Source organism: Plantactinospora alkalitolerans (assembly GCF_015690345.1).
GTDB classification, from domain to species: domain Bacteria; phylum Actinomycetota; class Actinomycetes; order Mycobacteriales; family Micromonosporaceae; genus Plantactinospora; species Plantactinospora alkalitolerans.
This window is the reverse complement of record NZ_JADPUN010000178.1, coordinates 1-22,965: the sequence shown is the minus strand read 5'-3', so window position 1 is coordinate 22,965 and position 22,965 is coordinate 1. Positions and strand designations below refer to the sequence as shown.

Annotated in this window: 24 protein-coding genes and 1 pseudogene; 9 read left to right on the top strand and 16 right to left on the bottom strand. The window is 71.2% G+C overall.

Features of this window, described 5'->3' with window-relative positions:
* Positions 1–262: 262 nt before the first annotated feature.
* From I0C86_RS19335 to I0C86_RS19325, 3 genes are read left to right on the top strand one after another with little or no spacing between them, the layout of a single operon-like run.
* Positions 263–1,564, top strand: a complete 1,302-nt coding sequence (locus I0C86_RS19335; RefSeq protein WP_196202656.1) for an ABC transporter substrate-binding protein — start codon at positions 263–265, stop codon at positions 1,562–1,564.
* Positions 1,561–2,544 carry a carbohydrate ABC transporter permease gene (locus tag I0C86_RS19330; RefSeq protein ID WP_323373728.1) on the top strand — a complete coding sequence of 328 codons (984 nt, stop codon included), beginning with the start codon at positions 1,561–1,563 and terminating at the stop codon, positions 2,542–2,544. The genes I0C86_RS19335 and I0C86_RS19330 overlap by 4 nt, the downstream gene beginning before the upstream one ends.
* Positions 2,544–3,443 carry a carbohydrate ABC transporter permease gene (locus I0C86_RS19325; RefSeq protein WP_196202655.1) on the top strand — a complete coding sequence of 300 codons (900 nt, stop codon included), beginning with the start codon at positions 2,544–2,546 and terminating at the stop codon, positions 3,441–3,443. Before I0C86_RS19330 ends, I0C86_RS19325 begins: the two co-directional genes overlap by 1 nt.
* A 14-nt stretch (positions 3,444–3,457) precedes the next feature.
* On the opposite strand, the gene I0C86_RS19320 is transcribed toward I0C86_RS19325, so the two are convergent.
* From I0C86_RS19320 to I0C86_RS19310, 3 genes are all read right to left on the bottom strand, one after another.
* Positions 3,458–4,237 carry an ABC transporter ATP-binding protein gene (locus tag I0C86_RS19320; RefSeq protein ID WP_196202654.1) on the bottom strand — a complete coding sequence of 260 codons (780 nt, stop codon included), beginning with the start codon at positions 4,235–4,237 and terminating at the stop codon, positions 3,458–3,460.
* 26 nt (positions 4,238–4,263) lie between these two features.
* Positions 4,264–5,052 (bottom strand): ABC transporter permease, encoded by a 789-nt coding sequence (locus tag I0C86_RS19315; protein ID WP_196202653.1) that lies wholly within the window; start codon positions 5,050–5,052, stop codon positions 4,264–4,266.
* Between the two features lie 192 nt (positions 5,053–5,244).
* On the bottom strand, positions 5,245–6,261 hold the full coding sequence (locus I0C86_RS19310) for an ABC transporter substrate-binding protein (RefSeq protein WP_196202652.1): 1,017 nt from the start codon (positions 6,259–6,261) through the stop codon (positions 5,245–5,247).
* A gap of 454 nt (positions 6,262–6,715) precedes the next feature.
* Between I0C86_RS19310 and I0C86_RS19305 the strand changes: the two genes are divergently transcribed.
* Together I0C86_RS19305 and I0C86_RS19300 are read left to right on the top strand one after the other, a co-directional pair.
* Positions 6,716–7,573, top strand: coding sequence for a GntR family transcriptional regulator (locus tag I0C86_RS19305; RefSeq protein WP_323373727.1), 858 nt, complete (start codon positions 6,716–6,718; stop codon positions 7,571–7,573).
* Positions 7,574–7,606: 33 nt separating this feature from the next.
* Positions 7,607–8,542, top strand: coding sequence for a DUF6282 family protein (locus I0C86_RS19300; RefSeq protein WP_196202650.1), 936 nt, complete (start codon positions 7,607–7,609; stop codon positions 8,540–8,542).
* Between the two features lie 23 nt (positions 8,543–8,565).
* On the opposite strand, the gene I0C86_RS19295 is transcribed toward I0C86_RS19300, so the two are convergent.
* The 6 genes from I0C86_RS19295 to I0C86_RS19275 form a co-directional block, all read right to left on the bottom strand.
* Positions 8,566–9,306: an anti-sigma factor gene (locus I0C86_RS19295; protein ID WP_196202649.1), complete on the bottom strand. Its 741-nt coding sequence runs from the start codon at positions 9,304–9,306 to the stop codon at positions 8,566–8,568.
* Entirely contained in the window at positions 9,303–9,932 is a 630-nt protein-coding gene (gene sigK, locus I0C86_RS19290; RefSeq protein ID WP_196202648.1) for an ECF RNA polymerase sigma factor SigK, read from the bottom strand. The genes I0C86_RS19295 and sigK overlap by 4 nt, the downstream gene beginning before the upstream one ends.
* A 76-nt stretch (positions 9,933–10,008) precedes the next feature.
* Positions 10,009–11,547, bottom strand: coding sequence for a HoxN/HupN/NixA family nickel/cobalt transporter (locus I0C86_RS43550; protein ID WP_323373726.1), 1,539 nt, complete (start codon positions 11,545–11,547; stop codon positions 10,009–10,011).
* Complete coding sequence (locus I0C86_RS43545) at positions 11,544–12,869, bottom strand: tetratricopeptide repeat protein (RefSeq protein WP_230394413.1); 1,326 nt, start codon at positions 12,867–12,869, stop codon at positions 11,544–11,546. The genes I0C86_RS43550 and I0C86_RS43545 overlap by 4 nt, the downstream gene beginning before the upstream one ends.
* A 68-nt stretch (positions 12,870–12,937) precedes the next feature.
* Positions 12,938–14,650: a DUF4331 domain-containing protein gene (locus I0C86_RS19280; RefSeq protein WP_196202646.1), complete on the bottom strand. Its 1,713-nt coding sequence runs from the start codon at positions 14,648–14,650 to the stop codon at positions 12,938–12,940.
* 238 nt (positions 14,651–14,888) lie between these two features.
* A complete protein-coding gene (locus I0C86_RS19275) occupies positions 14,889–16,103 on the bottom strand; it encodes a serine hydrolase domain-containing protein (RefSeq protein ID WP_196202659.1) in 1,215 nt (404 codons plus the stop codon).
* 30 nt (positions 16,104–16,133) lie between these two features.
* Here I0C86_RS19275 and I0C86_RS43540 point away from each other — a divergent pair, with 30 nt between their 5' ends.
* The gene (locus I0C86_RS43540; protein ID WP_196202645.1) at positions 16,134–16,352 is read left to right on the top strand and encodes a Beta-galactosidase C-terminal domain; all 219 of its coding nucleotides are present in this window, start codon (positions 16,134–16,136) and stop codon (positions 16,350–16,352) included.
* Between the two features lie 52 nt (positions 16,353–16,404).
* Here I0C86_RS43540 and I0C86_RS19265 read toward each other — a convergent pair whose 3' ends face one another.
* From I0C86_RS19265 to I0C86_RS19245, 5 genes are all read right to left on the bottom strand, one after another.
* Complete coding sequence (locus I0C86_RS19265) at positions 16,405–17,724, bottom strand: NAD(P)-binding protein (RefSeq protein WP_196202644.1); 1,320 nt, start codon at positions 17,722–17,724, stop codon at positions 16,405–16,407.
* 75 nt (positions 17,725–17,799) lie between these two features.
* Positions 17,800–18,288, bottom strand: a complete 489-nt coding sequence (locus tag I0C86_RS19260) for a GNAT family N-acetyltransferase (RefSeq protein ID WP_230394412.1) — start codon at positions 18,286–18,288, stop codon at positions 17,800–17,802.
* Complete coding sequence (locus tag I0C86_RS19255; protein WP_230394411.1) at positions 18,288–19,577, bottom strand: M28 family peptidase; 1,290 nt, start codon at positions 19,575–19,577, stop codon at positions 18,288–18,290. The genes I0C86_RS19260 and I0C86_RS19255 overlap by 1 nt, the downstream gene beginning before the upstream one ends.
* Positions 19,574–19,816 (bottom strand): hypothetical protein, encoded by a 243-nt coding sequence (locus tag I0C86_RS19250; RefSeq protein ID WP_196202642.1) that lies wholly within the window; start codon positions 19,814–19,816, stop codon positions 19,574–19,576. The genes I0C86_RS19255 and I0C86_RS19250 overlap by 4 nt, the downstream gene beginning before the upstream one ends.
* Positions 19,817–19,835: 19 nt before the next feature.
* Positions 19,836–19,982: a hypothetical protein gene (locus tag I0C86_RS19245; protein WP_196202641.1), complete on the bottom strand. Its 147-nt coding sequence runs from the start codon at positions 19,980–19,982 to the stop codon at positions 19,836–19,838.
* An 84-nt stretch (positions 19,983–20,066) separates the two neighbouring features.
* On the opposite strand from I0C86_RS19245, the gene I0C86_RS19240 reads away from it, so the two are divergent.
* The 3 genes from I0C86_RS19240 to I0C86_RS19230 all read left to right on the top strand — a co-directional run bounded on the left by I0C86_RS19240 (position 20,067) and on the right by I0C86_RS19230 (position 22,311).
* Positions 20,067–20,444, top strand: a complete 378-nt coding sequence (locus tag I0C86_RS19240; protein ID WP_196202640.1) for an ArsR/SmtB family transcription factor — start codon at positions 20,067–20,069, stop codon at positions 20,442–20,444.
* Positions 20,445–20,515: 71 nt separating this feature from the next.
* A complete protein-coding gene (arsB, locus tag I0C86_RS19235; RefSeq protein ID WP_196202639.1) occupies positions 20,516–21,613 on the top strand; it encodes an ACR3 family arsenite efflux transporter in 1,098 nt (365 codons plus the stop codon).
* 281 nt (positions 21,614–21,894) lie between these two features.
* Positions 21,895–22,311, top strand: a complete 417-nt coding sequence (locus I0C86_RS19230) for an arsenate reductase ArsC (protein ID WP_196202657.1) — start codon at positions 21,895–21,897, stop codon at positions 22,309–22,311.
* A gap of 64 nt (positions 22,312–22,375) precedes the next feature.
* Here I0C86_RS19230 and I0C86_RS19225 read toward each other — a convergent pair whose 3' ends face one another.
* Both I0C86_RS19225 and I0C86_RS19220 read right to left on the bottom strand, forming a co-directional pair.
* Positions 22,376–22,651 (bottom strand): hypothetical protein, encoded by a 276-nt coding sequence (locus I0C86_RS19225; protein ID WP_196202638.1) that lies wholly within the window; start codon positions 22,649–22,651, stop codon positions 22,376–22,378.
* Between the two features lie 82 nt (positions 22,652–22,733).
* Positions 22,734–22,965: pseudogene (locus tag I0C86_RS19220) on the bottom strand (type II toxin-antitoxin system Phd/YefM family antitoxin); the annotation flags it as partial.

Here is a 22,965-nt window from a genome sequence, read left to right as displayed (position 1 = left end):
GGGTTAATAGGGGGCCCTTTCTATACAGAAAGCGCTAAGAAGGGGCCCTTCCTTCGTCTTAAGCCCGGCGGGGCGGGTGCGGTGGGCGTCTTTCTCGGCACCCGTTGACATCGATGCCCGCCGGTACCTACGTTCAGTGCGGAAGCGCTTCGACAGACTGACGTTCGACTACTAGCTGCTGGTCGGGGCCGACAGCACTCCTCGAGCGCACCATGCCGGGTGTTCCGTGGAGAAACCGCCGAGTCGTTCCGGAAGGAAGACCATGTTCAGAACGAAAGCGGGGGCCGCGGCCGGCGCACTGCTCGTGACCACGGCGCTGGCCCTCACCGCCTGCGGGAACGATCCGGGCTCCGAGGAGTCCCCCAGCACCCTGACCCTGTGGCACTACGAGGCCCCGAACAGTGCGATGGGGATCGCCTGGGCCGAGGCGATAAAGCAGTTCGAGGCCAGCCACCCCGGCGTCACCGTCAAGTTCGAGGAGAAGGGCTTCGAGCAGATCCGGCAGACCGCCGGGCAGGTCCTGAACTCGGACGAGGCACCGGACATCATGGAGTACAACAAGGGCAACGCCAGCGCCGGGCTGCTCGCCAAGCAGGGACTGCTGACCGACCTGACCGCCGAGGCGGGCAGGCGCGGCTGGGACAAGATGCTCGGCCCGAGCCTCGCGACCACCGCCCGGTACGACGCCGAGGGCATCATGGGCGGGAACACCTGGTACGGCGTGCCGAACTACGGCGAGTTGGGCGACCTCGTCTACTACAACAAGGAACTGTTCGCCAAGCACGGCGTGCAGGTGCCCGGCACGCTCGCCGAGTTCGAGGCGGCGATGGACACCTTCGTGCGGGCGGGCGTGACACCGCTGTCGGTCGGCGGAGCGGAGTACCCGGCCCAGCAGATCCTCTACAGCCTCGCACTGTCCCAGGCCGGTCGGCCCTTCGTGGACAGCCTCCAGCGCTACAAGGGCAAGGTCGACTTCCACGGTCCCGAGCTCACCTTCGGGGCTAACCGGTTCGCCGAGTGGGTCCGCAAGGGCTACATCGCGAAGAACTCGGCCGGGATCAAGGCCGAGGACATGGGGGTGGCCTGGACCCAGGCGAAGTTCCCGATGGTCATCTCCGGTAGCTGGTGGTACGGCCGCTTCGTCAGCGAGGCCACGTTCGACTGGAACGCCTTCCTGTTCCCCGGCAACACCCTGCACCCGGGCTCCAGCGGCAACATCTGGGTCGTACCGGCCAAGTCGAAGGCGAAGAAGCTGGCGTACGACTTCATCGACATCACCATGAAGCCCGAGATCCAGGCGCTGCTGGGCAACAACGGGGGCGTACCCGTGGCCGCCGACGCCTCGAAGATCACCGACGCCAAGAGCAAGATCCTCGTCGACCTGTTCAACGGTGTGGTGTCCGCCGACGGCCTCGCGTTCTATCCGGACTGGGCGGCTCCCGGCTACTACGACGTGCTGGTGGCCGGCGGACAGGATCTGATCAACGGTGCGAAGAGTCCGAGCCAGGTCCTCGACGACCTGGCCAAGCCGTACAACGACAACCTCGCGGACATCGGTAAGTGACCGCGAGCGCGGTGGGTGGCGGCGCCGACGTGGCGCCGCCACCTCCGGCGGAGCCGCGACGGCGTACCCGGACCGGGCCACGACGATCCGCCCGCCGCCGGGGGTACCTGGTGTTCCTGCTGCCCGGGATCGTCCTCTCGACCGCCGTCATCGTCGTGCCGCTGCTGATGACCGTCGGGATCAGTTTCACCCGCTGGCAGGGCATCGGTCGACCGGAGTGGATCGGCCTGGACAACTACAGCCGACTCCTCGCCGACGCCAACTTCTGGGCGTCGTTCCGGAACATCGGGCTCGTGATCGTGGCGATGGCGGTGGTACCGACCCTGCTGGGCCTGGTGCTCGCCTCGGCGCTGTACGACCACGTCGGTAGGGCGTACGGCGACCGCACCGCGAGTGCGCTGCGGTCCGGCCTGTACCTGCCGCAGATCGTCCCGGTGGCGGTCACCGGGATCATCTGGGCCTGGATCCTGCACCCGGACTACGGCGCGCTCAACTCGATCCTGGCCGACCTGCATCTGGAGATCCTGGCCCGGAACTGGCTCGGCGATCCGAGGTACGCCCTCTACAGCGTCATGGCGGTGCTGATCTGGGTGCAGCTCGGCTATCCGGTGGTGATGTTCATGGCCGGTCTGCAACGGATCGATCCCGAACTGTACGAGGCGGCCGACCTCGACGGCGCGTCCTGGTGGCAGCGCTTCACCCGGATCGCGGTGCCGCTGATCCGGCCCGAGGTGTACGTGGTCCTGGTGACCACCACCATCGCCGGGCTGAAGATATTCGGCCAGATCTTCGTGCTGACCCGGGGTGGTCCGGGCAACGCCACACTGGTGCCGTCGTACTTCGCCTACCGGAACTTCTTCGAGCGGGCCGCGGTCGGATACGGCTCGGCGATCTCGACGGTGCTGACCGTGATCATCGTGCTGCTGACCTACGTGTTCCTGCGGGTACAGGCCCGCGACGAGCGGCTCGGGGGCTGGTGATGGCGATCGCACCGGCAACCGCCCGGCGGCATCCCGACGATCCGCCCGCCGGGCGCCGCGTCGATCCGGCCCGACGCCGGGGTGGCCCGGCCCGGCATGTGGTGCTGTTCGGGCTGGTCGTCGGGGTGTTGCTGGTCCTCGCGCCGATTCTGGTGATCGCGATGAACGCGGTCAAGAGCCCGGCCGACTACGCCAGCAACGGACCGACGGCGCTTCCGGAATCGCTGCATCTCCAGGGCATCGTCGACTTCTGGAACCGGGTCGACTTCGGGCGGAAGCTGCTCAACAGTCTCGTCGTCAGCGGCAGCGTCGCGATCCTCGGCGTCGGGCTGGCGGTGCTCAGCGCGTACGCCCTCGGCATCGGGCGGGTACGGGGTCGGGTCTGGTTCCTGGTCTTCTTCCTGGTGGCGAACCTCGTCCCGCAGGAGATGCTGGTCTACCCGCTGTACTACCTGGCCAAGAGCGTCGGCCTGTACGACTCACTCCTCGCGGTGATCATCATCTTCACGGTGATCCAGGGGGCGTTCGGGACGTACCTGCTGTCGAGCGTCTTCGCGCGGTTCCCTCGGGAGTTGCTCGACGCGGCCGAGGTGGACGGGGCCGGTCGGTGGCGGGTGCTGTGGCAGGTGGTCGTCCCGGCCAGCCGGCCCACCCTGGCCGTTCTGGTCGCGTTCTTCTTCGTCTGGACCTGGAACGAGTTCTTCCTGCCGCTGGTCTTCCTGGTCTCCAACGACAACCAGACCGTACCGGTCGCGCTCGGCGTCCTCCAGGGTCAACGGATCATGGACGCGACCACCACCAGCGCGTCCGCGCTGCTCGGCATCGTGCCGGCGGTGGTCTTCTTCCTCCTCTTCCAACGGACCCTGACCCGGGGTGTGATGTCCGGCGCCGTCAAGTGACAGCCGGGCCGGGCTCAGGTCGCGGCCGGGGTCTCCGGCAGGTGCTCGCCGAGCAGCAGTTGGTGCAACTCGGCGGAGGCGGCGGCGACCTCCTCCAGGTGGGCGTTGTGCCCGAACGACCGGGGACGCGGGATGTCGATGTCGACCAGCTCGCGCACCCGGCCGGGACGGGCACTCAGCACCGCCACCCGGTCGGCGAGCAGCACCGCCTCCTGGATGGAGTGGGTCACGAAGATCACCGTGGTTCCCAGCTGGATGTGGATGCGCTGCAGCTCGACGGCCAACTCTTCACGGGTGAGCGCGTCCAGCGCGGAGAACGGCTCGTCCATCAGCAGCACCTTGGGCCGCTGGATGAGGGCCCGGCAGAGCGAGACCCGCTGCTGCATGCCGCCGGAGAGCTCGTGCGGAAGCCGGTCGGCGAAACCCTCCAGGCCGGTCATCTCCAGCAGCCGCTGGGCGTGGTCGCGGTGCTTGGCCCGCGGCCAGCGGAAGATCTCGACCGGCAGCATGACGTTCTCCCGCACGCTGCGCCAGGGCAGCAGCGCCGGACGCTGGAACACCATGGCCACGTCACGGCGGGGCCGGGTGACCGGATCCCCGGCGACCAGCACCTCCCCCCGGCTCGGCGGGATCAGCCCGGCGACGATCCGCAGCAGGGTGGACTTGCCACAGCCGGACCGGCCGATCACCGCCAGGAACTCGCCGTTGCCGACGTCGAGGTCGATGTTGTGCAGCGCGTCGACGGTTCCAGACTTTCCCTGGAACGTCCGGGAGAGCCCGGCGATCTTGATCATTGTGTTCTCCTTCGGCGGGGTTCCGGTCACGACGAGATCGCGCGAGTCCACGGCACGAGAATCCGCTCCATCGCCACCACCAGGTAGAACAGCGCGGCACCCATGAGCGCGAGCAGGGTCAGCGCGGCGAAGGCGAGCGGCGTGTCGGCGGACTGGCTGGAGCTGACGATGACCGCGCCGAGCCCTCGGTCGGGGTTGGTGAGTTCGGCGATGACCGCGCCGATGATGGCCAGCGAGGACGCCACCTTGAGCCCGACGAAGATCTGCGGCAGCGCCCAGGTGATCCGGACCTTCACGAAGGTCTGCCACCACGAGGCGGAGAGCGAGTGGGACAGTTCACGCAGGTCGTTGGGGACCGAGGTCAGCCCGGCCATGGTGGAGACCAGGACCGGGAAGAAGCAGAGCAGCACCACCATGACGATCTTCGCCTGGGTGTTCAACCCGATCCAGACGATCAGCAGAGGCGCGAGGGCGGCCTTCGGCACCGCGTTGATCGCGGCGATCAGCGGCATGGTCATCCGCTCGATCGTGCTCGATGCGGCGAACAGAACCGCGACGGCGGCACCGGCGATCGAGCCGATGGCGAAGCCGACAGCGGTCGTCATCAGGGTCATACCGGCCTGTTCGGTCAGGTGACCGGGAAGCCGCAGGAACGCCTCCACGACGTCGGAGGGTGCGGGCAGCCAGAACGGTTCGATGCCGAAGGCGATGGTGACCAGCCACCACAGGGCGAGTGCCAGCACCACGCCCAGGGCGGGCAGCCCGGCGTTGAACCACAGACGTCTCGGCCCGGCGTCGGTCGTCTTGTCAGTCATGGTGGATCCCGTGGGTCCTTTCGGGTGGGCAGGCGGTAGCAGGGGTGACGGACGGGAGGATCCCGGCGGGAAGGCGAGAAGGGACGGCGGCCACTCCGGCCACCGTCCCCGTTGTCCGTCAGGTGCGCCCGACCGTCGACGGGGGCATCTCGACAGCGGTCGAGATCGGGTTGATTGTCGAGGCCTGCGTCGTCAGCTCTTCGGCACGAAGCTGAAGTCGACGACACCCTTCGGGTCGAGCCCGGCCGGCATCAGTCCGGATCCCTGCAGGATGGCGATGGTCCGTGCCACCCGCTGCTCGTCCATGGCACCGATCGGGGCACCACCGGCCGGCTTGACGTACGGGGTCATCGCCGTGATCTCGCCGACCCCGGAGGCCACCGCGTAGGTCGGCTCCGCCTTGTTCAGGATCGCCGCCGCCTCGTCCGGGTGGTCGATGGAGTACTGAAGGCCCTTCAGCAGCGCACCGTTGAACCGACGGACCAGGTCCGGGTCCTTCTCGATCAGGGCCGGGGTGGTGATGATCGCGTTGCCGAACAGGTCCCGCAGGTAGTCGCTGTACGGCAGCACGACGACCTCCTTCTTCGAGGCCGCCGCCAGAGCCCCCCGGCTGAGCAGGAACGTGCCGAGCGCGTCCACCTGCCGGCTCGTCATCAGACCGTTGAGCACCGTGGGCTGCACACCCTCGATCTTGACGCTCTTCGGGTCGAGGCCGGCCAGCTTGGCGTACGCCGGGAAGAGCAGCTCGGTGACCGACCCCTTGCCGGTGGCCATGGTCTTGCCGGCCAGGTCCTGCACGCTGCTGATGTTGGTGTCCTTGGTGGTCATCACCGAGATCAGCGTCTGCTGGTGTACGGCGGCGATGGCCCGCCAGTCGGTGAACTCACCCTTGCCGGCCTGGATCACCGCACCGGTGAAGTCGAGCGAGGCGAACTGGACCTGTCCTGCCTTGAGCGCAGTGAGGTTCGGCGCGTTACCCGCCCCCTTCTTGATGTCGACCTCGATGCCGGCCTCGGCAAAGTAGCCCTTCTCCTTCGCCACCCAGGCGAAGGAGTCCCGGCCCACGGCGCCGAAGGCCGTGATGTAGGCGACCTTGTCGGTCTCCTTGGGAGACGCGCCGGTGTCGTCGTCGCCGCCGCCGCCGCAACCGCTCACGGTCAGTGCCGTGGCCAGCAGCGCCGCTGCCAACACGCGAGAGCGTCTGAACATGTATGCCTCCAGCTTTGAACTTGTGAATGGACGGACGCCAGCGCACCCGCGGGGGTGCCCCTTCGCCTGATCGGCGCCCAATCCGCGCCGGCCCTCGCCCGGTCGAGAATCGTAGATGACTCATGTCCGGCTTGTCACCGACGAAGTTGGAGTGAATCTTGGGTCCCGGAGCGGAAAGTTCGCGCTCAAGAATGATGTTTCACCAGGTCAGAGTGTTGTTGACAACGAGCACCTCGACGGCAATCCTGTCCACAAGATTGTTGATGATTTGGGAGACAATGTTGCGCGCTTGCGAGGTCCATCGAGGACGATGGAAGCCGGTGGGAACTACGGGTACGACCGCTCCGGACACGCCGTCCCTGCGTACGCCCGGTTATCGGGGGCGCGGCGCGACGTACGTCCGGCCGGAACCCGTGTCCGCCGGGGACCGTCGGGCATCGACGGCGAACCTACGGTGAGCGGCGCCACACCACCGCCCGCGTCCACGCCCCGACCGGCGGGGACCACCAGCGGACTTGCACAGAGCAGCCCCCCACAACCGGAGACCACCCCACGCCGCCGGGCGGCCCGGTCCGCCGACGAGGCGTACCAGGAACTCCGCCGGGCGATCTACCGGGGCGAGCTGATGCCCAACGAGCGGCTGATCGAGGTCGAGCTGGCAGCCCGGCTCCAGGTCAGCCGGGGAGTGGTGCGTACCGTGCTGGTGCGACTCGGCCAGGACGGCCTGGTGGTGCTCACCCCGAACCGGGGCGCGCACGTCCGGCTGGTCACCGAGGAACAGGCGGTCGAGATCCTCCAGGTCCGGGCCGTCCTGGAGGCGCTGACCGCGCGCCAGGCGGCGCTGAACGCCACCGACCAGGAGATCGGCGCCATCCGTCGGATACTTAACCGGATGAGCCAGAAGCTGGAGCAGGACGACCTGCTCGGCTACTCGGAGGGGAACGCCAACCTGCACGCGTCGATCATCGCGGCGGCCCGGCACGAGACCACCGCCGGGCTGATCGCCGGGCTGCGCGCCCAACTCGTCCGGTTCCAGTACCGCACGATCCTGGTGCCCGGCCGGGCGGCCCAGTCGCTCGGCGAGCACACCGCGATCGTGGAGGCGATCGCCAACCGCGATCCCGACGCGGCCGAAGCCGCCATGCGGCGGCATCTCGGGCACGTCGAGTCCACTCTGGCCAACACCGCCACGGCACTGCGACACGGTTCCGGTCCGTCCGGCGGCACCCGAGCGGCCGGCGACAACCGAGCGGCAGACGACAACCGCGCGTACGACAGCACTTCCGCGGCCGACAGCACCCGCACGGCCTGAACCGGCCGTAGCCACCCTCTCCCAAGGAGCGACATGTCAGATCACCCGGTCCCGTCCCCGCACGCCCGTCGGCTGGTACAGGGGGCGTACGACACCCACGTGCACATCGCCCCCGACGTCATGGAGCGCCGGATCGACGACATCGACCTGGCGCGGCGGTTCGTCGAGGTCGGTCTCGCCGGCTTCGTGCTGAAGTCGCACTACGTGGCCACGGCGGAACGGGCGGCCGTCGTACGCAAGGTGGTCCCGGAGGTGGACGTGCTCGGCGCGATCACCCTGAACGGCTCGATGGGCGGGATGAACCCGGCCGCGGTCGAGATCGCCGGGCGGCAGGGCGCGCGGATCGTCTGGATGCCCACCGTGGACTCCGGCAACCAGCGCCGCAGCACCGCCACCGACCTGCCGGGGGCGAAGCCCGCCATGTGGGGCGCGCTCCAGGCCGACCTGCACGCCCAGGGCATCGTCCCGGACGTCGTCGAGGTGGTCGACGCCGAAGGCCGGGTACTCGACCGGGTCCGGCAGGTGCTCCGGGTCATCGCCCGGCACGACCTCGTGCTCGCCACCGGACACCTGGCCGGCGCGGAGATCCTGGCCCTGACCAGGGCCGCCAGCGAGGAGGGCGTACGCCGGATCGTCGTCACCCACCCCGAGTTCACCTCGCAGCGCCTTCCGGTGGACCGGCAGCGCGAACTGGCCGAGGCCGGCGCCCTGCTGGAGCGCTGCTTCACCACCCCGTACACCGGGAAGGTCGGCTGGGACGAGCTGTTCGCCAACATCCGGGCGGTCGGCCCGGAGCACTCGGTGCTCTCCAGCGACCTGGGGCAACCGTTCAACCCGCCGGTCGAGGACGGCCTTGCCCTCTTCGCCGACCGCCTGCTGGAGGCCGGCTTCACCGAGCAGGAGGTACACGTCATGGCCGTGGTCAACTCGCGGAACCTGGCGGCGGCGGGCGCGGAGGTGCCGGCGTAACCGGCCGACCGGGCCCGGCACCATCAGGTGAGCGGCACGATGGCCAGCGGTGAAGTGCTGGGCTGCGCGGAACCACCGGCCGGTTCGACCGTCACCGCCACCGCGCTCCGACCCCGCACGCCGGTCAGCACCACCGTGTCGCCGTTGACCCCGGCCGGCAGCACGTTCGCCGGACGAGCCGTTTCCCCGTCCATCAGCCACAACTGGTACGCCCGGTCGGCCGGGATCGGCGGGGCGTCGGCGAGCAGTGCCACCCCGGAGTCCTGACCCGGGGAGCTGAACACGGTCAGCCGGCCGCCGCCGGACAGTCCGCGCCGCTGTACCGCGAGGTCCGGCTGGGCGAGGACCGTCCGGATCCGCTCGGTCTCGGCGCGGGCGGCGGCGGTGGCCACCCGCTCGTCGCGTACCCGCTGCTGCGCGACGGTCCAGGTGACCGCGCCGGCCCCGGCGGCCAGGACCACGGCGGCGACCGCGGCGACGCTCAGCGTCCGCCAGCGCGACCCGGCCGTCCGGCGATCCCGGCCCGATCCCCCACCGGGCCGCACCTGACGGGTTCGGGACACCTGCGCCAGGACATCGGTACGCAGCCTGGGCGGCGGCACCGACCAGGTGCCGTCGGCCAGCCGGGCGGCGGTCTCCAGCAGTTCAGCGACCTCGCCAGCGCAGGACGGACAGTCGGCCAGGTGCCGGGCGAACGCGGCCCGTTCGATGTCGTCCACGGCGTCGAGCACGTACGCCCCGGCGAGGGTGTGGATGTCGTTCATCGGGCCACCGCCGTCCCGAGACAGTCGCGCAACCGGATCAGTCCGTCCCGCATCCTGGTCTTGACGGTCGGCAGGCCCGTGCCGAGCAACTCGGCGACCTCCCGATAGGTGTGCCCGCCGTAGTAGGCGAGGGTGATCGACTCGCGCTGGAGGTCGGTCAGGTCGCCGAGGCATCGCCGTACCTGCTGTTGCTCCAGCCGCCGGGTCGCCTGCTCCTCCACGTCGTCATGGTGCGTCACGGTCGGAGCCGATGCGGCGACCCTGAGCTGCCGGTCGGCGCTGGCCTGCTCGGAACGGACCCGGTCGACCGCGCGCCGGTGCGCGATGGTGCAGACCCAACCGGTGGCCGACCCGCGTTCCGGGTCGAACCGGGTGGCCGTCCGCCACACCTCCACCAGCACCTCCTGGGCCACCTCCTCGGCCTGCGCCGGATCCCGCAACACCCGACGGACCAGTCCGTACACCCGGGGCGCCACCAGGTCGTAGAGCCGGGTGAACGCCGCCTCGTCGCCACGGGCCACCGCCGGCAACAGGGTGTCGGCGTCGTCGACCCGGCCGGTGTTCCCGGTCGTCGGCACCGGAACGAGATGGTCGGGCCGGCGCCGCGCGCCGCTGGGATCCGTCATCACACCAGCCTTCCGTCGCCCCGGACCGGGACGCATAGAGGTATTTGACACGGCGACGCTCGACGTTGGATACCCGTCAGGCGAACGAGGTCAGGGCGCGGCCGGCGAGAACCAGTCCGACGACGAGGACGAGCCCGGCGGATACGGCCGGCACGGCGGCGGACAGGCTGGCCAGGCGGTGCCACCGGGGCCCGCCGCGTCCGCGCCGACGCCGGTCCCACCGTTCCCGCAGCCGGATCACCAGTAGGCCCGCCGCGGTCAGGGTCGCCGCCATGCCGACGCCGTATCCGAGCACCAGCAGAACCCCGAAGCCGGTACGCCCGAGCCCGATCGCGCCGAGCAGGACCACCAGGGCGGACGGGCTGGGTACCAGGCCACCCGAGATGCCGATGCCGAGGATGCCGAGCCGGCTCGGCCGGTCCCCCGGAGCCGGACGGTGATGATGATGCCCACCGTGGCCGTGGTCGCCATGGGCGTGATCGTGGTCGCCGTGCTCGTGCCCATGCGGGTGCGGGTGCTGGTGCGGGTGCTGGTGCTGGTGGTCCGGGGTGCCCCGGGGCCGCCGGCGTCGCCGGAGGTCGACCAGCATGCCCAGACCGACGACGGCGATCAGCGCGCCGCTGAGCACGCCGAGCCAGCCGAGCACCGTCTCACCGACGAGTCCCGCGACGGTGGTCAGGAGCAGTCCGAGCAGCAGGACCCCGCCGGTGTGCGTCAGGGTCACCGTCGCGCCGACCGCGACCGCGTCGCGCGTCCGGCCGTCCCGGCCGGCGAGGTAGGCCGCCATCACCGCCTTGCCGTGGCCGGGCAGCGCGGCGTGCGCCGCGCCGAGCACCAGGGCGAGCACCACCGCGAGTACGCCGACCAGCGGGGTCAACCGGCGGCTGCCGACGATGTCCCGCACGGCGCCTTCGACCCGCGTCGTCCACTGTGTATCGGCCGAACTGTCCCGACCGACGGTCGTGGCCGCGGATGCCGCGCCGCCCCCGGTGCCCGGTTCGACCCGCAGCAGCGCCGACCGCACGTCCGGTGGCGAGCTGAGCAGATCCTCCGGGTACGCCCGGAGCCCGCCACTGACACTTTCCGCCGGCAACGGGGAGTCGACGATCCGCACCCCGTGCCCGACGGCGGTCATCTCGCGCCAGCCCACCCGGTCGGCCCGGAACCGGTTGACGATCCCGACCGTCGTCGCCGAGCCGAGTGCGGCGTCGGCGACCAGCCGGCAGCGGAGTCTGCTGGTCCGCAGGCCGGCGGCGCCGTCGGCGTACTCGAAGGCGCTGCTGCCGACCGTCCAGCGCAGCGGTCGCCCCGCCACCGCGACCTCGAAGTCCCGGGCGAGCGTGCCGCATCCCGCCGCCGCCCGGGCGGCGCGTTCCGGCTCGCTCGGCGTACCGTCGCGGTCGGTGTCCACCGACGACGACTCCTGCAATGTCGGCAGTTCCGCGAGGTCGACCTCGGCGGCCACCTCGACCCGGTCCGGATGCAGGTGCACCGCCGCCAGTTGGTTCACCGAGAAGTTGCCGAGCGGATGTGCCTGGGCCGGACCGGGCGGGGCAACGAGCACGCAGCCGAATCCCACCGACAGGCCCGCGACGACGAACGCGATCCGGTTCACGGCTTCCCCAGTCCGGCGAGGGTACGCGCGGCGGCCGGCGCGTCCAGGGGCGAGAAGTACGGGTTGATGTCGAGCGCCCGAGCGAGGTCGCGACGGGCTGCGGCCCGGTCGCCGGAAGCAAGTTCGATCATGCCGAGGTGGTACGCGTACCGGGCGTTGCGGGCACCGAGCGACTCGGCGCGGCGGGCGTACCGGAGCGCCTCGGTGTGCTTTCCGTTCGCGTGCAGTGCCCAACCGAGCATGTCGGCCACCTCGGCGAACTGGCGCCGCTGCCATTCCCGTTGCGCCATCGCCAACGCCTCGACCGGCCGCGAGCGGGCCAGCGCGATGGCGGCACCGGCCAGGTCGTCCGCGCCGCCGTTGTCGGTGAAGAGCCGGTGCGTGGCGTCGGCGAGGTCCCGCTGTGCCTCGGCCTCGGTGCCCCGCCCGGCCACCTCCAGCAGCTCGGCGTACTCGAGCAGGTATCCGGGGGTCGGCGACCTGCTGGTCAGCTCGGCGTACCCGGCGAGTGCCTCGGCGAGCCGGCCCCGGGCGGCGGCCACCTTCGCCCGCCCCTGGAGCAGCGGCGGATATCCGGCGGCGGTCGCGGTGTATTCGCGCTCCGCGCCCGCGAGGTCGCCGGAGTGCCAGGCAAGCTCGCCGAGCTGGTACCGGCAGAAGGCGACGTCGGCGGGGTCGAAGGCGGCGGCCAGGGCCTGTCGCATCAGACCGGTCGCCTCCACGGTGCGGCCGTGCTGCTCGTGGTCGTACGAGGCCCGGGTCAGCGCGCTCAACCCGGGGCGGAGGTCGAGCAGACGCTGCACGGCACCGGTCGCCGGCCCGGGACGCCCCAACTGGGTTTCGGCGTCGGCGAGCACCGCGTAGGCCTCGGCGCTGTACGGGTTGGTCCGCAACGCCTTTCGGGCCCAGTCGGCGGCAGCGGTGAAGTCGTGTCGGGCATTCGCCAGGGCGCCGAGCCCGGCCATCGCCGCGCTGTTGTCGTCCGGGCGTACCGCCAGGGACCGCCGTAGCGCGCCGTCGGCCTTGGCGAAGAAGGTGGGATCCGCCGTGACCCGGGCCTGCTCCAGGTAGGACAGGCCGAGGGTGGCCCAACCGCCGTGGTCGCCGGGGACCCGGCGGAGCCGTTCCTGGGCCCGGTCGATCGTCGCGGCCAGCCGATCCACCGGCGGTACGACCTCGCCGGTGGCCGGCGCCGACGACCGGAGACCGCCGACGCTGTCGATGCCACCGACACCGCTGACGGCGCCGACGCCCAGCAGCAGCACGGTCGCGAGTCCCAGCACCGCCAGGGACCGCAGCCCGATTGTTGGTAACCGCCTCATGGTGTCCTCCTCGGGTGTCCGGGGCCGGGGGCATGGCCGCCGTACGCTGCCATGCCCCCGGGCAGGGCCTACAGCGGTTGGGTCGGTTCGGCTGGGGTGGCACGTCGGCGCTGGCGCAGCAGGCCGACCAGGATCAGCGTGCCCAGCGCGGCGGCGATCCCGACCAGGCCCCAGGCGGTCGTCTTCGCGACCATCACCGGCATCGGGTCACCGTCGTCCCGGCCGGCGAGCCCGGCGAGCGCTCCCGGCGTCGTCGACGGGTCGGGTCGGGCCGACGCGTCCGGCCGGGCGTCGGTCGTCCTCGCCCCGGCGCCGGTACCGCCGCCGTTGTTCACCGCGCCGACGTTCGGCAGGGCGAGGTACGGGAAGGAGCCGGTGAACCCGTTGTCGTTCGCGTCCACCCTGTCCCCGGCGGCGAGCGCGTCGACCAGCTTGCCGGTCTGCGCCGCCCCCTCGACCGCCTGGATCGCGATGTCCACGGCGTCGTCGGTCAGCCGGCGGCCGTTCGGGAAGCCCTGCAGGTCGCCGCCGAGTACGCCGAGCCGGTCCGGTGTTCCCGTCACCGGGGTCGACAGGTTGAGCCGGAGCATCTCGGACGGCCGGAACCGGCTCGCGTTCACGTCCCGGTTGTTGAGCTGCGAGTTGAGGTCGACCTTGATCGGTCCGTCCGGGGTCCTGGTCGTGATGCCGGTCAGGAAGATCTCCACCAGGTCGTTTCTCGGCGTGGCCGGCGCCGGTACGCCGTAGATGCCCTCGATCAACTTCGGTAGCTCGGGATCGGTGACCCGCTTCACCACCGCCGGGATCGTCGCGTCCCGGTCCGGCGACAGGGAGTTGAAGGCGTCCTTCAGGTTGGCCGGCACGACCACCTCGTTGACCAGCGGGTTGCCCAGCCTGGAGACCTGCACCCGGTCCCGGCCGTCCGGCGCGTCACCGACCGTGCCGGACATCCGCACCCGGGCCCGGTCGGTGGTGGTCCAGACGCCGATCACCGGATTGCGCTTCGGGTCCCCCTTCAGGGCCACGTCGGAGAACGGGACCTGCAACGCGATGCTGTTCACGTTGTAGCCGGCCAGGGTGTCCCGACCGGTCTCGCTCAGGTCGCCGCCGTAGAGCAGGTCGAAGACCCGCAGGTCCAGGAAGAACGGGTCGTCGGCCTGGCCGGCGAACACCTTCCAGCCGCCCGGGAGGGTGGTCGTCGCCTGCTGGCGCAGCTTGGCGTACTCGGGCATCGAGGCGTTGCCGATCCGGGACGGCGCCACCGGTCCGCCGGTCACCCGGGTCTTGAACGGCTCGCCGTCGAACTTCGACTCCAGCCGGTACGTCTGCCGGAAGAGCAGGTTCTCGTCGTCGAGCGAGGTGACCGGACCGTTGTTGTAGAGGAAGGTCGAGCCGCGCCGCCTGTCGACGTTCTGGAACGTCCACCGGAACGTCGCGTCGGCCTTGGCGTCACCGTCGCTGTCGACGTTGATGTTGTACGCCGCGTCGGTGGCGAACGGATAGAAGTTGGGTCCGCCGTCGGGTTCCTCGAACGGAATCCAGTTGGCGATGAACGTGAGGTAGCCCGGACGCTCCGGGCTGACGAAGGCGTACAGGTCGGTGTTGTCGATCGCCGGGTCCATGGCGACCAGGGGCGCCTCACGGTGGCTGGAGGCCCCGGCGGTGCTCGGGCCGAGGCCGGTGAGCGCTCCGGCGAGCGCGACGCAGAGCGCGGCGACCACCGCCGCCTTGCCCCGCCGCGCGGGCCGGTGCCGCGGCGCCGGGCCTGGGATCGTGGCCATCTTTCCTCCCACTCTCGGTTCGGACGGCTGGTGTCGTCTGCCGAGGGTTCGGAGGAGGTGGGGTGCGCAGATGGCCCGGTGTGAGATTCCCGGCAGCCACCCATCCGGTCGGCCGTCGGCTCCGAATCGTCCGGCCGGAGGACCGGATGTGCTCCGGTCCTCCGGCTCGGGCGATCCGAGTGCGCCCCGGCGGGAGTGGCTCCGGCCGTCGGGTCCGGCCGAGCGACGATGATGCCGGTTACCGGGTCCGGACCGCCACGCTGTCGATGCCGGGCGTCGGCGGTGGCGTCGCCGCTCCGGCGGCCGCGACGGCGTCCGCCGGACAGTGTGCGGTCAGCAGGAACTCCCCCCACGCGACGTCGATCGGATGCGCCTCCGGGGTGAACAGTTGGTAGTGGCTCATGTTCAGGGCGAAGGACGCCTGCCGGCTGGCGTCCCGGCTGTGCAGGGAGAACGTGATGTGGCCGATCACACTGCCGTCGTGGCCCCAGAGCGACCCGCACGGCGTCCCCATCTGGTAAATCCCCAGCCCGTAGCCGCCGACCTCCGGCTGCGCGGGATCGAACGGCACGACCGTCAGCATCTCGTTCAGGGTCGGCGCCGAGAGCAGTCGGCCGGTGAGCAGCGCCCGGTAGAAGGTGTTCAGGTCGTCCATCGTGGCGACCAGCTCGCCCGCCGTCCAGGCCCAGGTCATGTTGTAGTCGGCGAAGTTCCGCACCCCGAACGGAGCGAAGTACGCCCCGGCGTGCCGGCCACGGATCCGGGGATCCGCCCCCGGGAAGTAGGTGTCGGTCAGCTTGAGCGGCCGGATGATCCGCCGGGTCACCTCGGCGGTCGGATCGTTCCCGGTCACCCGCTCGACGATCAGTCCGGCGAGGATGTAGTTGGTGTTCGAGTAGGAGAAGCGCTCCCCCGGCGCTCCGGTCAGGGGCAGCCCGAGGCCGATGGCGACCAGTTCGGCCGGGGCGTACGTCTTGGTCCGCACCTGCTCGATCGCGGACAGGGAGCTGAGCAGCGCGTCGGTGTAGTTGCCGATTCCGCTGGTGTGGTTCAGCAGCATCCGCACCGTCACCTGCTGGCCGAGCTCGCCGGGGACGTGCTGCGGCAGCCAGCGCCCCACCGGGTCGTCGAGCCGCAGCCGGCCCTCGTCGACGAGTTGCAGCAGGGTGGTCGAGACGAAGGTCTTGGTGATGCTGCCGACCCGGTGCCGCAGGTCCGGTCGCGTCGGGCGGGCGTTCGACAGGTCGGCGATTCCGGCCGCCCCACCCCAGGCGCTCCGCCCGGACCGGACGGCGGCATAGGCGCCCGGCGCACCGGCCTCCGGGATCGCGTCGAGGGCCCGCCATAACGCCGCCCGGTCCAGCCGGCCAGAATCGTCGGCCCGTTCGGGCCGGGCCAGGGCCGGCGCGGGCGCGACGGTGTTCACCGCCGCCAGCACCAGACAGAGGGCCATGATCCGAAGTGTCCTGAAAAAGATCGCCATGTGGCTATTATCGACCGCCGCCGCAACCGGCACGGCGCTGCCGGGATCGAGGCGGTCCAGCGCCGCCATCGGAACGGCCGGCTCTACACCTTCCTCGCGAACGACACCGACGCCCCGGTCGAGGTACCGGTCGACGGCCGGATACTCACCGGCGCCGACCCCGTCGTCGGCGGCGTCCGGGTTCCGCCGCACGGCCTCGCCGTCCTTCGCGGCAGTTGAACCGAGCGGCACTGTCGACCTCCGGTGATCATGGTGGTGGAGGCGTGATCGGTCAGCTGCCGCAGCAGCCGCCGTCTTCGGCGAGGGTCTCGTCGCCGACGATCGGGTTGCTGTTGCAGACCCCGGTTTCGGGCAGGTCGAGTTGGACGTCGCGGGCCGCCGTCCAGTCTCCGGCGAGGGCGGCGACGACGGACCGCGCCTGCTCGTAGCCGGTGGCCATCAGGAACGTCGGGGCGCGGCCGTAGCTTTTCACCCCGATGCCGTAGAAGCCGGGTTCGGGGTGACCGAGTTCGTCGACGCCGTGCGGCGGGACGGTGCCGCACGAGTGTTCGTTGGGGTCGATCAGCGGGGCGAGGGCCCGGGTGGAGCCCATGATCGGGTCCAGGTCGAGGCGTAGTTCGGTGGTGATGGAGTGGTCGGGGCGGAAACCGGTCGCCGACACGATCCGGTCCACCGTGACCGTCCGGCTTCCGTCGGACACCGTCACCCCGCCCTCCGGCGCCGGGGCGAGCCGGTGCACGGGAAATCCGGTGATCAGGTCGATGCGGCCGGCTTCGACGTGTTCGCGCAGCCGGCTGCCGAGGGCCCCGCGGGCCGGTAGGGCGTCGGCCGTCTCGCCACCGTAGGTGCGGGCCGGGCTGGTCGCCCGGATTGCCCAGCTGACCGTCGTGCCGGATGCCTGTTCGGCGAGTTCGGCCAGCGCGAGGAGGGTGTTCGCGGCGGAGTGGCCGGCACCGACGACCAGGACCCGCTGGCCGGCGAACCGGTCACGGTCGGCGCCGAGGACGTCGGGCAGGGCACCCTCGACGGCTTCTCCAGCGGTGGCTTCTGCGGCGGCGGCTTTTGCGGCGGTGGCTTCTCCATGGGCGGGGATGCCGGCCGCGCCGAGCACGTTGGGTGTGTTCCAGGTGCCGGAGGCGTCGATGACCGCGCGGGCGAGCAGGTCCTCGCCGGATGCGAGCCGGATCAGGAACGGTGTCGCCGCTCGCCCGGCGGTACGGAGCCGGTCCAGGCCGAGCCGGGTCACGGCGACCACCCGTGTCCCGTACCGGATGTTCGGCTTCACCGCGGGCAGGTCCGCCAGCGGTCGCAGGTAGTCCGCGACGAGGTCGCCGCCGGTCGGCAGTACCTCGGGGTCGGGTTCGACCCAGCCGGCGTCCCACAGCAGGCGGGCGGCCGCCCGGTCGACGTTGTACCGCCACGGCGAGAACAGCCGTACGTGTCCCCACCGGGCGACGGCGGCGGCGGGGCCGTCGCCGGCCTCCAGAACCGTGAACGGCAGCCCGCGCTCGTGCAGGTGGGCGGCGGCGGCCAGGCCCACCGGGCCGGCACCGATCACGACCACGGGCAGGTCTTCCAGGCGGTCTTCCATGACAACTCCTCTATCTTGAAAGTACTCGAAATAGCGGGTCAGGTGGCGCCATCGCCCCGGTTGAGGGTTGGTGGGTCAGGTGATGGCAGGGCTTCGGCGTTCGATCAGAATGACGTCGCGCCACTTGTCCCGGTGCCGGCCGATCCGCTCGCGCACGCCGATGATCCGGAAGCCGGCCCGCTGGTGCAGGGTCAGACTGGCCGCGTTCTCGGGGAAGATCCCGGACTGGATCGTCCAGATCCCGGCGGCCTCGGTCGAGGCGATCAGCGCGTCGAGCAGCGCCGCGCCGACCCCGTGGCCTTGCGCGGCGGGGTGGACGTAGACGGAGTGTTCGACGACCCCGGCGTAGACGGCGCGGGTGGACACCGCGGAGACGGTCACCCAGCCGAGGACGGTGCCGTTCTCGTCGACGGCGACCAGACGATGGTCGGCCAGCTTGCCGGCGTCGAACGCGGTCCAGGTCGGTGCCACGGTCTCGAAGCTGGCGTTTCCGCCGTCCAGGCCGGACTGGTAGATCGCCAGCACCATGTCGGCGTCGGCGGGCCCCATCGGACGGATCCGCATCAGCGGCCCCCGATCGGCGCCGGGGCCGGCTTGCCCGTGACCACGTCGGCGGCGTGTCCAGCCGGAGTGCGGGCGGCGAGCCACCCGGTTGCGACGACGAGCCGGGCGATGGCCGTCAGGGTGCCGGGCTCGACCCGGTCGGGCGTGTCGGCCGGGCTGTGGTAGCCGGCCATCCCGGCGCCGATGCCGATCGCCGCGAAGCCCGCACCGGCGTAGCGGCGGTTGTCCGAGGCGACCGGGCCGGCGACGAGGGGTACGCCGGTGTGTCGGCCGGCCTGGTCGAGCAGGGCGAGCAGCCCGTCTGCGGGTCCACCGGCCTCCACGGCGGCGGCCTGATGCAGGTGCCCGGCCCCGTCGACGTTGACCACCAGCGGATCCGCGCCGGTCTCGGCCAGCCGGCTGGCGTGGTGGGCCGAGCCGAGCGCGCCGACCTCCTCGCCGTCGAGCAGGGCCACGGACAGGCCCATCCCCCGAGGCAGGCCGGCGGCGAGGACCCGGGTGGCCTCGAGGACGACCGCGACACCGCTGGCGTTGTCGGCCGCCGCTGGCTGCCGCAGGCCGGGATGGTCGCCGACGCCGTCGAAGTGCGCGGTCAGCAGCAGATCGACGTCCCCCGCCGCAGGCCGGAGCCGGCCGTGCAGGTTTCCGGCCGTGACGTCGGCACGGCGGATCGGTGCGTTGGCCACGAACCAGCCCCCGCCGGCCAGGGCCGCCTCGGCGACGGCGTGGTAAGTCACGGTTGCCAGGGTGAGGACCGGCAGCGGGCCGGGAGTCGGACCGGCCAGCATCGTGAACTGCCATCCGTCCGCGTCGACGTTGCGCGGCAGCAGCAGCCCGGCCGCCCCGTCGGCGTGGCCGTACGCGTCGAACAGGCTCATCCCGGCCGGCACCACGAGCCACCGCCCGGTCGGCTCACCCACCCCCGCGACGCCAAGTGCCCCGCGTCGGGGGGTGCCGAGGTCGGCGGAGGCGAGGTGTAGCGACACCTCCCGCCCGAACGACAGGCCCCGCGCGATGGTCCCGTCGTCGAACCGTACGGTCGGGGCGGCGTAGATGTCGGGCACTGCCCGTACCGGAAAGGGGTCGGTTTCGACGGCCGCACCGAGGTCGGCCAGTTGGCTGGCGAGCCAGGCTCGGGCGGCGATGTTGCCCGGCGTGCCGACGCGGCGTCCGGTGAAGGCGTCGCCGGCCAGCGTGGTGACGGTCGCCGCCAGCCGGTCGGCCGAGACCGTGGCCAGGGCCGCGTCGACGGCGGCGTCGATGCCGGCTCCGACGGTCGGACCGGTCATCCGCAGCATCCTTGTCCGGTGGCGACCGCGTCGGCCTTAGCGGCCGGTGCGCAGCAGGAGTTGGCGGCGACGGCCGCCGCCGGAGTGCCGCAGCAGGTGCCACCCGTGCTGTCGGCGGGGTCGGGCAGGGCGATGTTCGTGGACTGGGCCGGGTTGCCGCAGCAGCCGGTGGAACCGGCCACGGTCAGCGCGGCGGTCGGATCGCCGGCGAAGCCGCCGGGGCTCTCGTTGACGGTCATGGTGGGACTCCTCTGCTGTTCAGCGGGGCAGGGTCAGCGGGTAGACGTCGGCGTGGCCGCGGTCGTAGCGGCGGCGGGCGCGTTGTTCGGCGGTGGTGACCTCGGCGCAGCCGTCGCAGAACCGCACCCCCATGTCTGGGGAACGACGCCGGAACAGGCGCAGCATGGCTTCCTCCTTCCGTCAGAACTGTCTCGACGTTCTTCAAATCAGAGAGTTGCACGCTGATTCGAGATCTGTCAACCTAGACGCATGTCGAAGCAGACGCCGGCACCCAGCCTGACCGACCTCAACGCCGGGATGCCCTGCTGCGCGCCGATCAGCGAGCAGCGGATCCCGGCCGAGACCGCCGCCGTGCTCGCCCCCGCCTTCAAGGCGCTCGGCGACCCCGTACGCCTTCAGTTGATGTCGATGATCGCCTCGGCGTCTGCCGGAGAGATCTGCGTCTGCGACCTCACCCCGGCGTTCGAACTGTCCGGACCGACGATCTCCCACCACCTCAAGACGCTGCGCGAGGCCGGTCTCGTCGACGCCGAGCGCCGGGGCACCTGGGTCTACTACCGGGCGCGGCCGGGGATCATGCGGCAGCTCGCGAGCCTGCTCGACGTCGGGATCCCGGCGAGCGTGTGACCGGCCGCCGCCCAGCCGACCGATCTCGCCGCCCGCGCGAGGACCGACGCCGAATCCCGCCGGGAGTACTGATGACCACCACCGCTACCGCCGACACGGCGCCCGCCGTCATCGGCCGGCTGTCCCGCCTCGACCGCCTCCTGCCCCTCTGGATCGGCCTCGCCATGGTCGCCGGACTGCTCCTCGGCCGGGTCATCCCCGGGCTGAACACCGCACTGGAAGCGGTGAAGATCAGTGGGATCTCGCTGCCGATCGCCGTCGGCCTGCTGGTCATGATGTACCCGGTGCTGGCCAAGGTCCGCTACGACCGACTCGACACCGTCACCGGCGACCGCCGCCTGCTGATCTCCTCCCTCGTACTGAACTGGCTGATCGGCCCGGCGATCATGTTCGCCCTGGCCTGGATCTTCCTGGCCGACCACGCCGAGTACCGCACCGGCCTGATCATCGTCGGACTCGCCCGCTGCATCGCCATGGTGATCATCTGGAACGACCTCGCCTGCGGCGACCGCGAGGCCGCCGCCGTCCTCGTCGCCCTCAACTCCGTCTTCCAGGTCCTCGCCTTCGGCATGCTCGGCTGGTTCTACCTGACGGTGCTACCAGACTGGCTCGGCCTGTCCGGTGCCGAGTTGGCCGTCTCCGGGTGGGACATCGCCCGCAACGTGCTGATCTTCCTCGGCATCCCACTGCTCGCCGGATACCTCACCCGCCGCCTCGGCGAACAGACGAAGGGCCGCACCTGGTACGAGGGACAGTTCCTGCCGAAGATCGGCCCCGCCGCCCTGTACGGACTGCTGTTCACCATCGTCGTCCTGTTCGCCCTGCAGGGCGACGCCATCACCAGCCGACCGTGGGACGTCGTCCTGATCGCGGTACCGCTGCTGGCGTACTTCGCGATCATGTGGGCCGGCTCGTACGGTCTGGGCCGGGCGATCGGACTGTCCTACGAGCGGACCACGACGCTCGCCTTCACCGCCGCCGGCAACAACTTCGAGCTGGCCATCGCGGTGGCGATCGGCACGTTCGGGGTCACCAGCGGCCAGGCCCTCGCCGGTGTCGTCGGACCGCTGATCGAGGTACCCGTCCTCGTCGCACTCGTCTACGTCAGCCTCGCCCTGCGCCGACGCCTGTTCCCGGCCCCACCCGCCGGAGCGGAAGGTCCGTCATGACGATGCTCCCGCGCCCGCTGTGCGACGACGCCACACCGGGCGGCCCGGCGGCCGTTCGGGTGCGCGACGACATCACCGTCCACCTCCGCTCCGAAACAGTCGGCCGTCACATCAACGAGCCCTACGTCCCGCACTTCCGTACGGCGCGGCTCGACCAGCAGCTCCCCCCGCTGCCCGAACGCGACGCCGCGCGCCGGGACACCGGCTCGGCCGAGCCCACCGCAACCATGGGCGACGGTCCCACCCGCCGTCCTCAGCGCCTGATCTCGAAGGAACCGATCATGTCCGACAAGCCCAGCGTCCTGTTCGTCTGCGTCCACAACGCCGGCCGTTCCCAGATGGCCGCCGGCTGGCTCCGCCACCTCGCCGGAGACACGGTCGAGGTCCGCTCCGCCGGCTCGGCACCCGCGAACCAGATCAATCCCGCCGCGGTGGAGGCGATGCGTGAGGTCGGGATCGACATCTCCGACCAGATCCCGAAGACGCTCGAGTGGGAGACGGCCGAATCCTCCGACGTGATCGTCACCATGGGCTGCGGCGACGCCTGCCCGGTGTTCCCCGGCAAGCGCTACGAGGACTGGCAGCTCGACGACCCCGCCGGCCAAGGGGTCGAAGCGGTCCGCCCGATCCGCGACGACATCCGGACCCGGGTCGAGAAGCTGGTGGCCGAACTGGCGGCCGGTCGGGCCGCAGACTGAGCCCGCCGCCGGTGGTGCGGCAGCAGGCGAGGAGGTACGTCCGGAGGTCGTCGCGCCAAGGGCTTCAGACTCTGCGGATGAGACCCCCGCTCGGGGTGCCGATGCCGGCGAGGAACTGTTTCAGGGCGAAGGTGGCCGCGCCGAGGCTCACCGGATTAGCGCCGATCTGACAGATGGTGATCCCGGTGGCGGCGAGCGGACGGCCGAGCGCGTGTTGGGCCACCACCGCGCCCACCGCGGAGAGCAGCGACTCACCCAGCCGGTGCCGGCAGGACTCCAGACGGCGGCGCCGAGTGCCGACCGATCCCGGCGCGACCGGTGGCACCGGATCGTCGCACACATCTCATAACGCTCAAGATAAGCGCGCGAGATAGCCCGGCACCAGCCTCGCGAAGTCGCTTCGGCCAGGCCGGTGCTCATCGTCAGTCCGGCGGTTCCCGCAGCAGGTCGGCGTGGGCCGCGCGCAGCCGCGCGAGCGCCGGATCACTGCCCGGAACGACCCGGCGGTCCAGTTCGGCCCATGCCTGGGCGAGCGCGTCGCTCACCGCCCGAAGCTCGGCCGCGTGTCGGCGGGCGCCCTGCCGGTGCAGTTCGTCGAGCCGGCGGGCCGAACCGGCGGCCACCGCGCCGACCCGCTCGGCGTCGGCGCGGGCC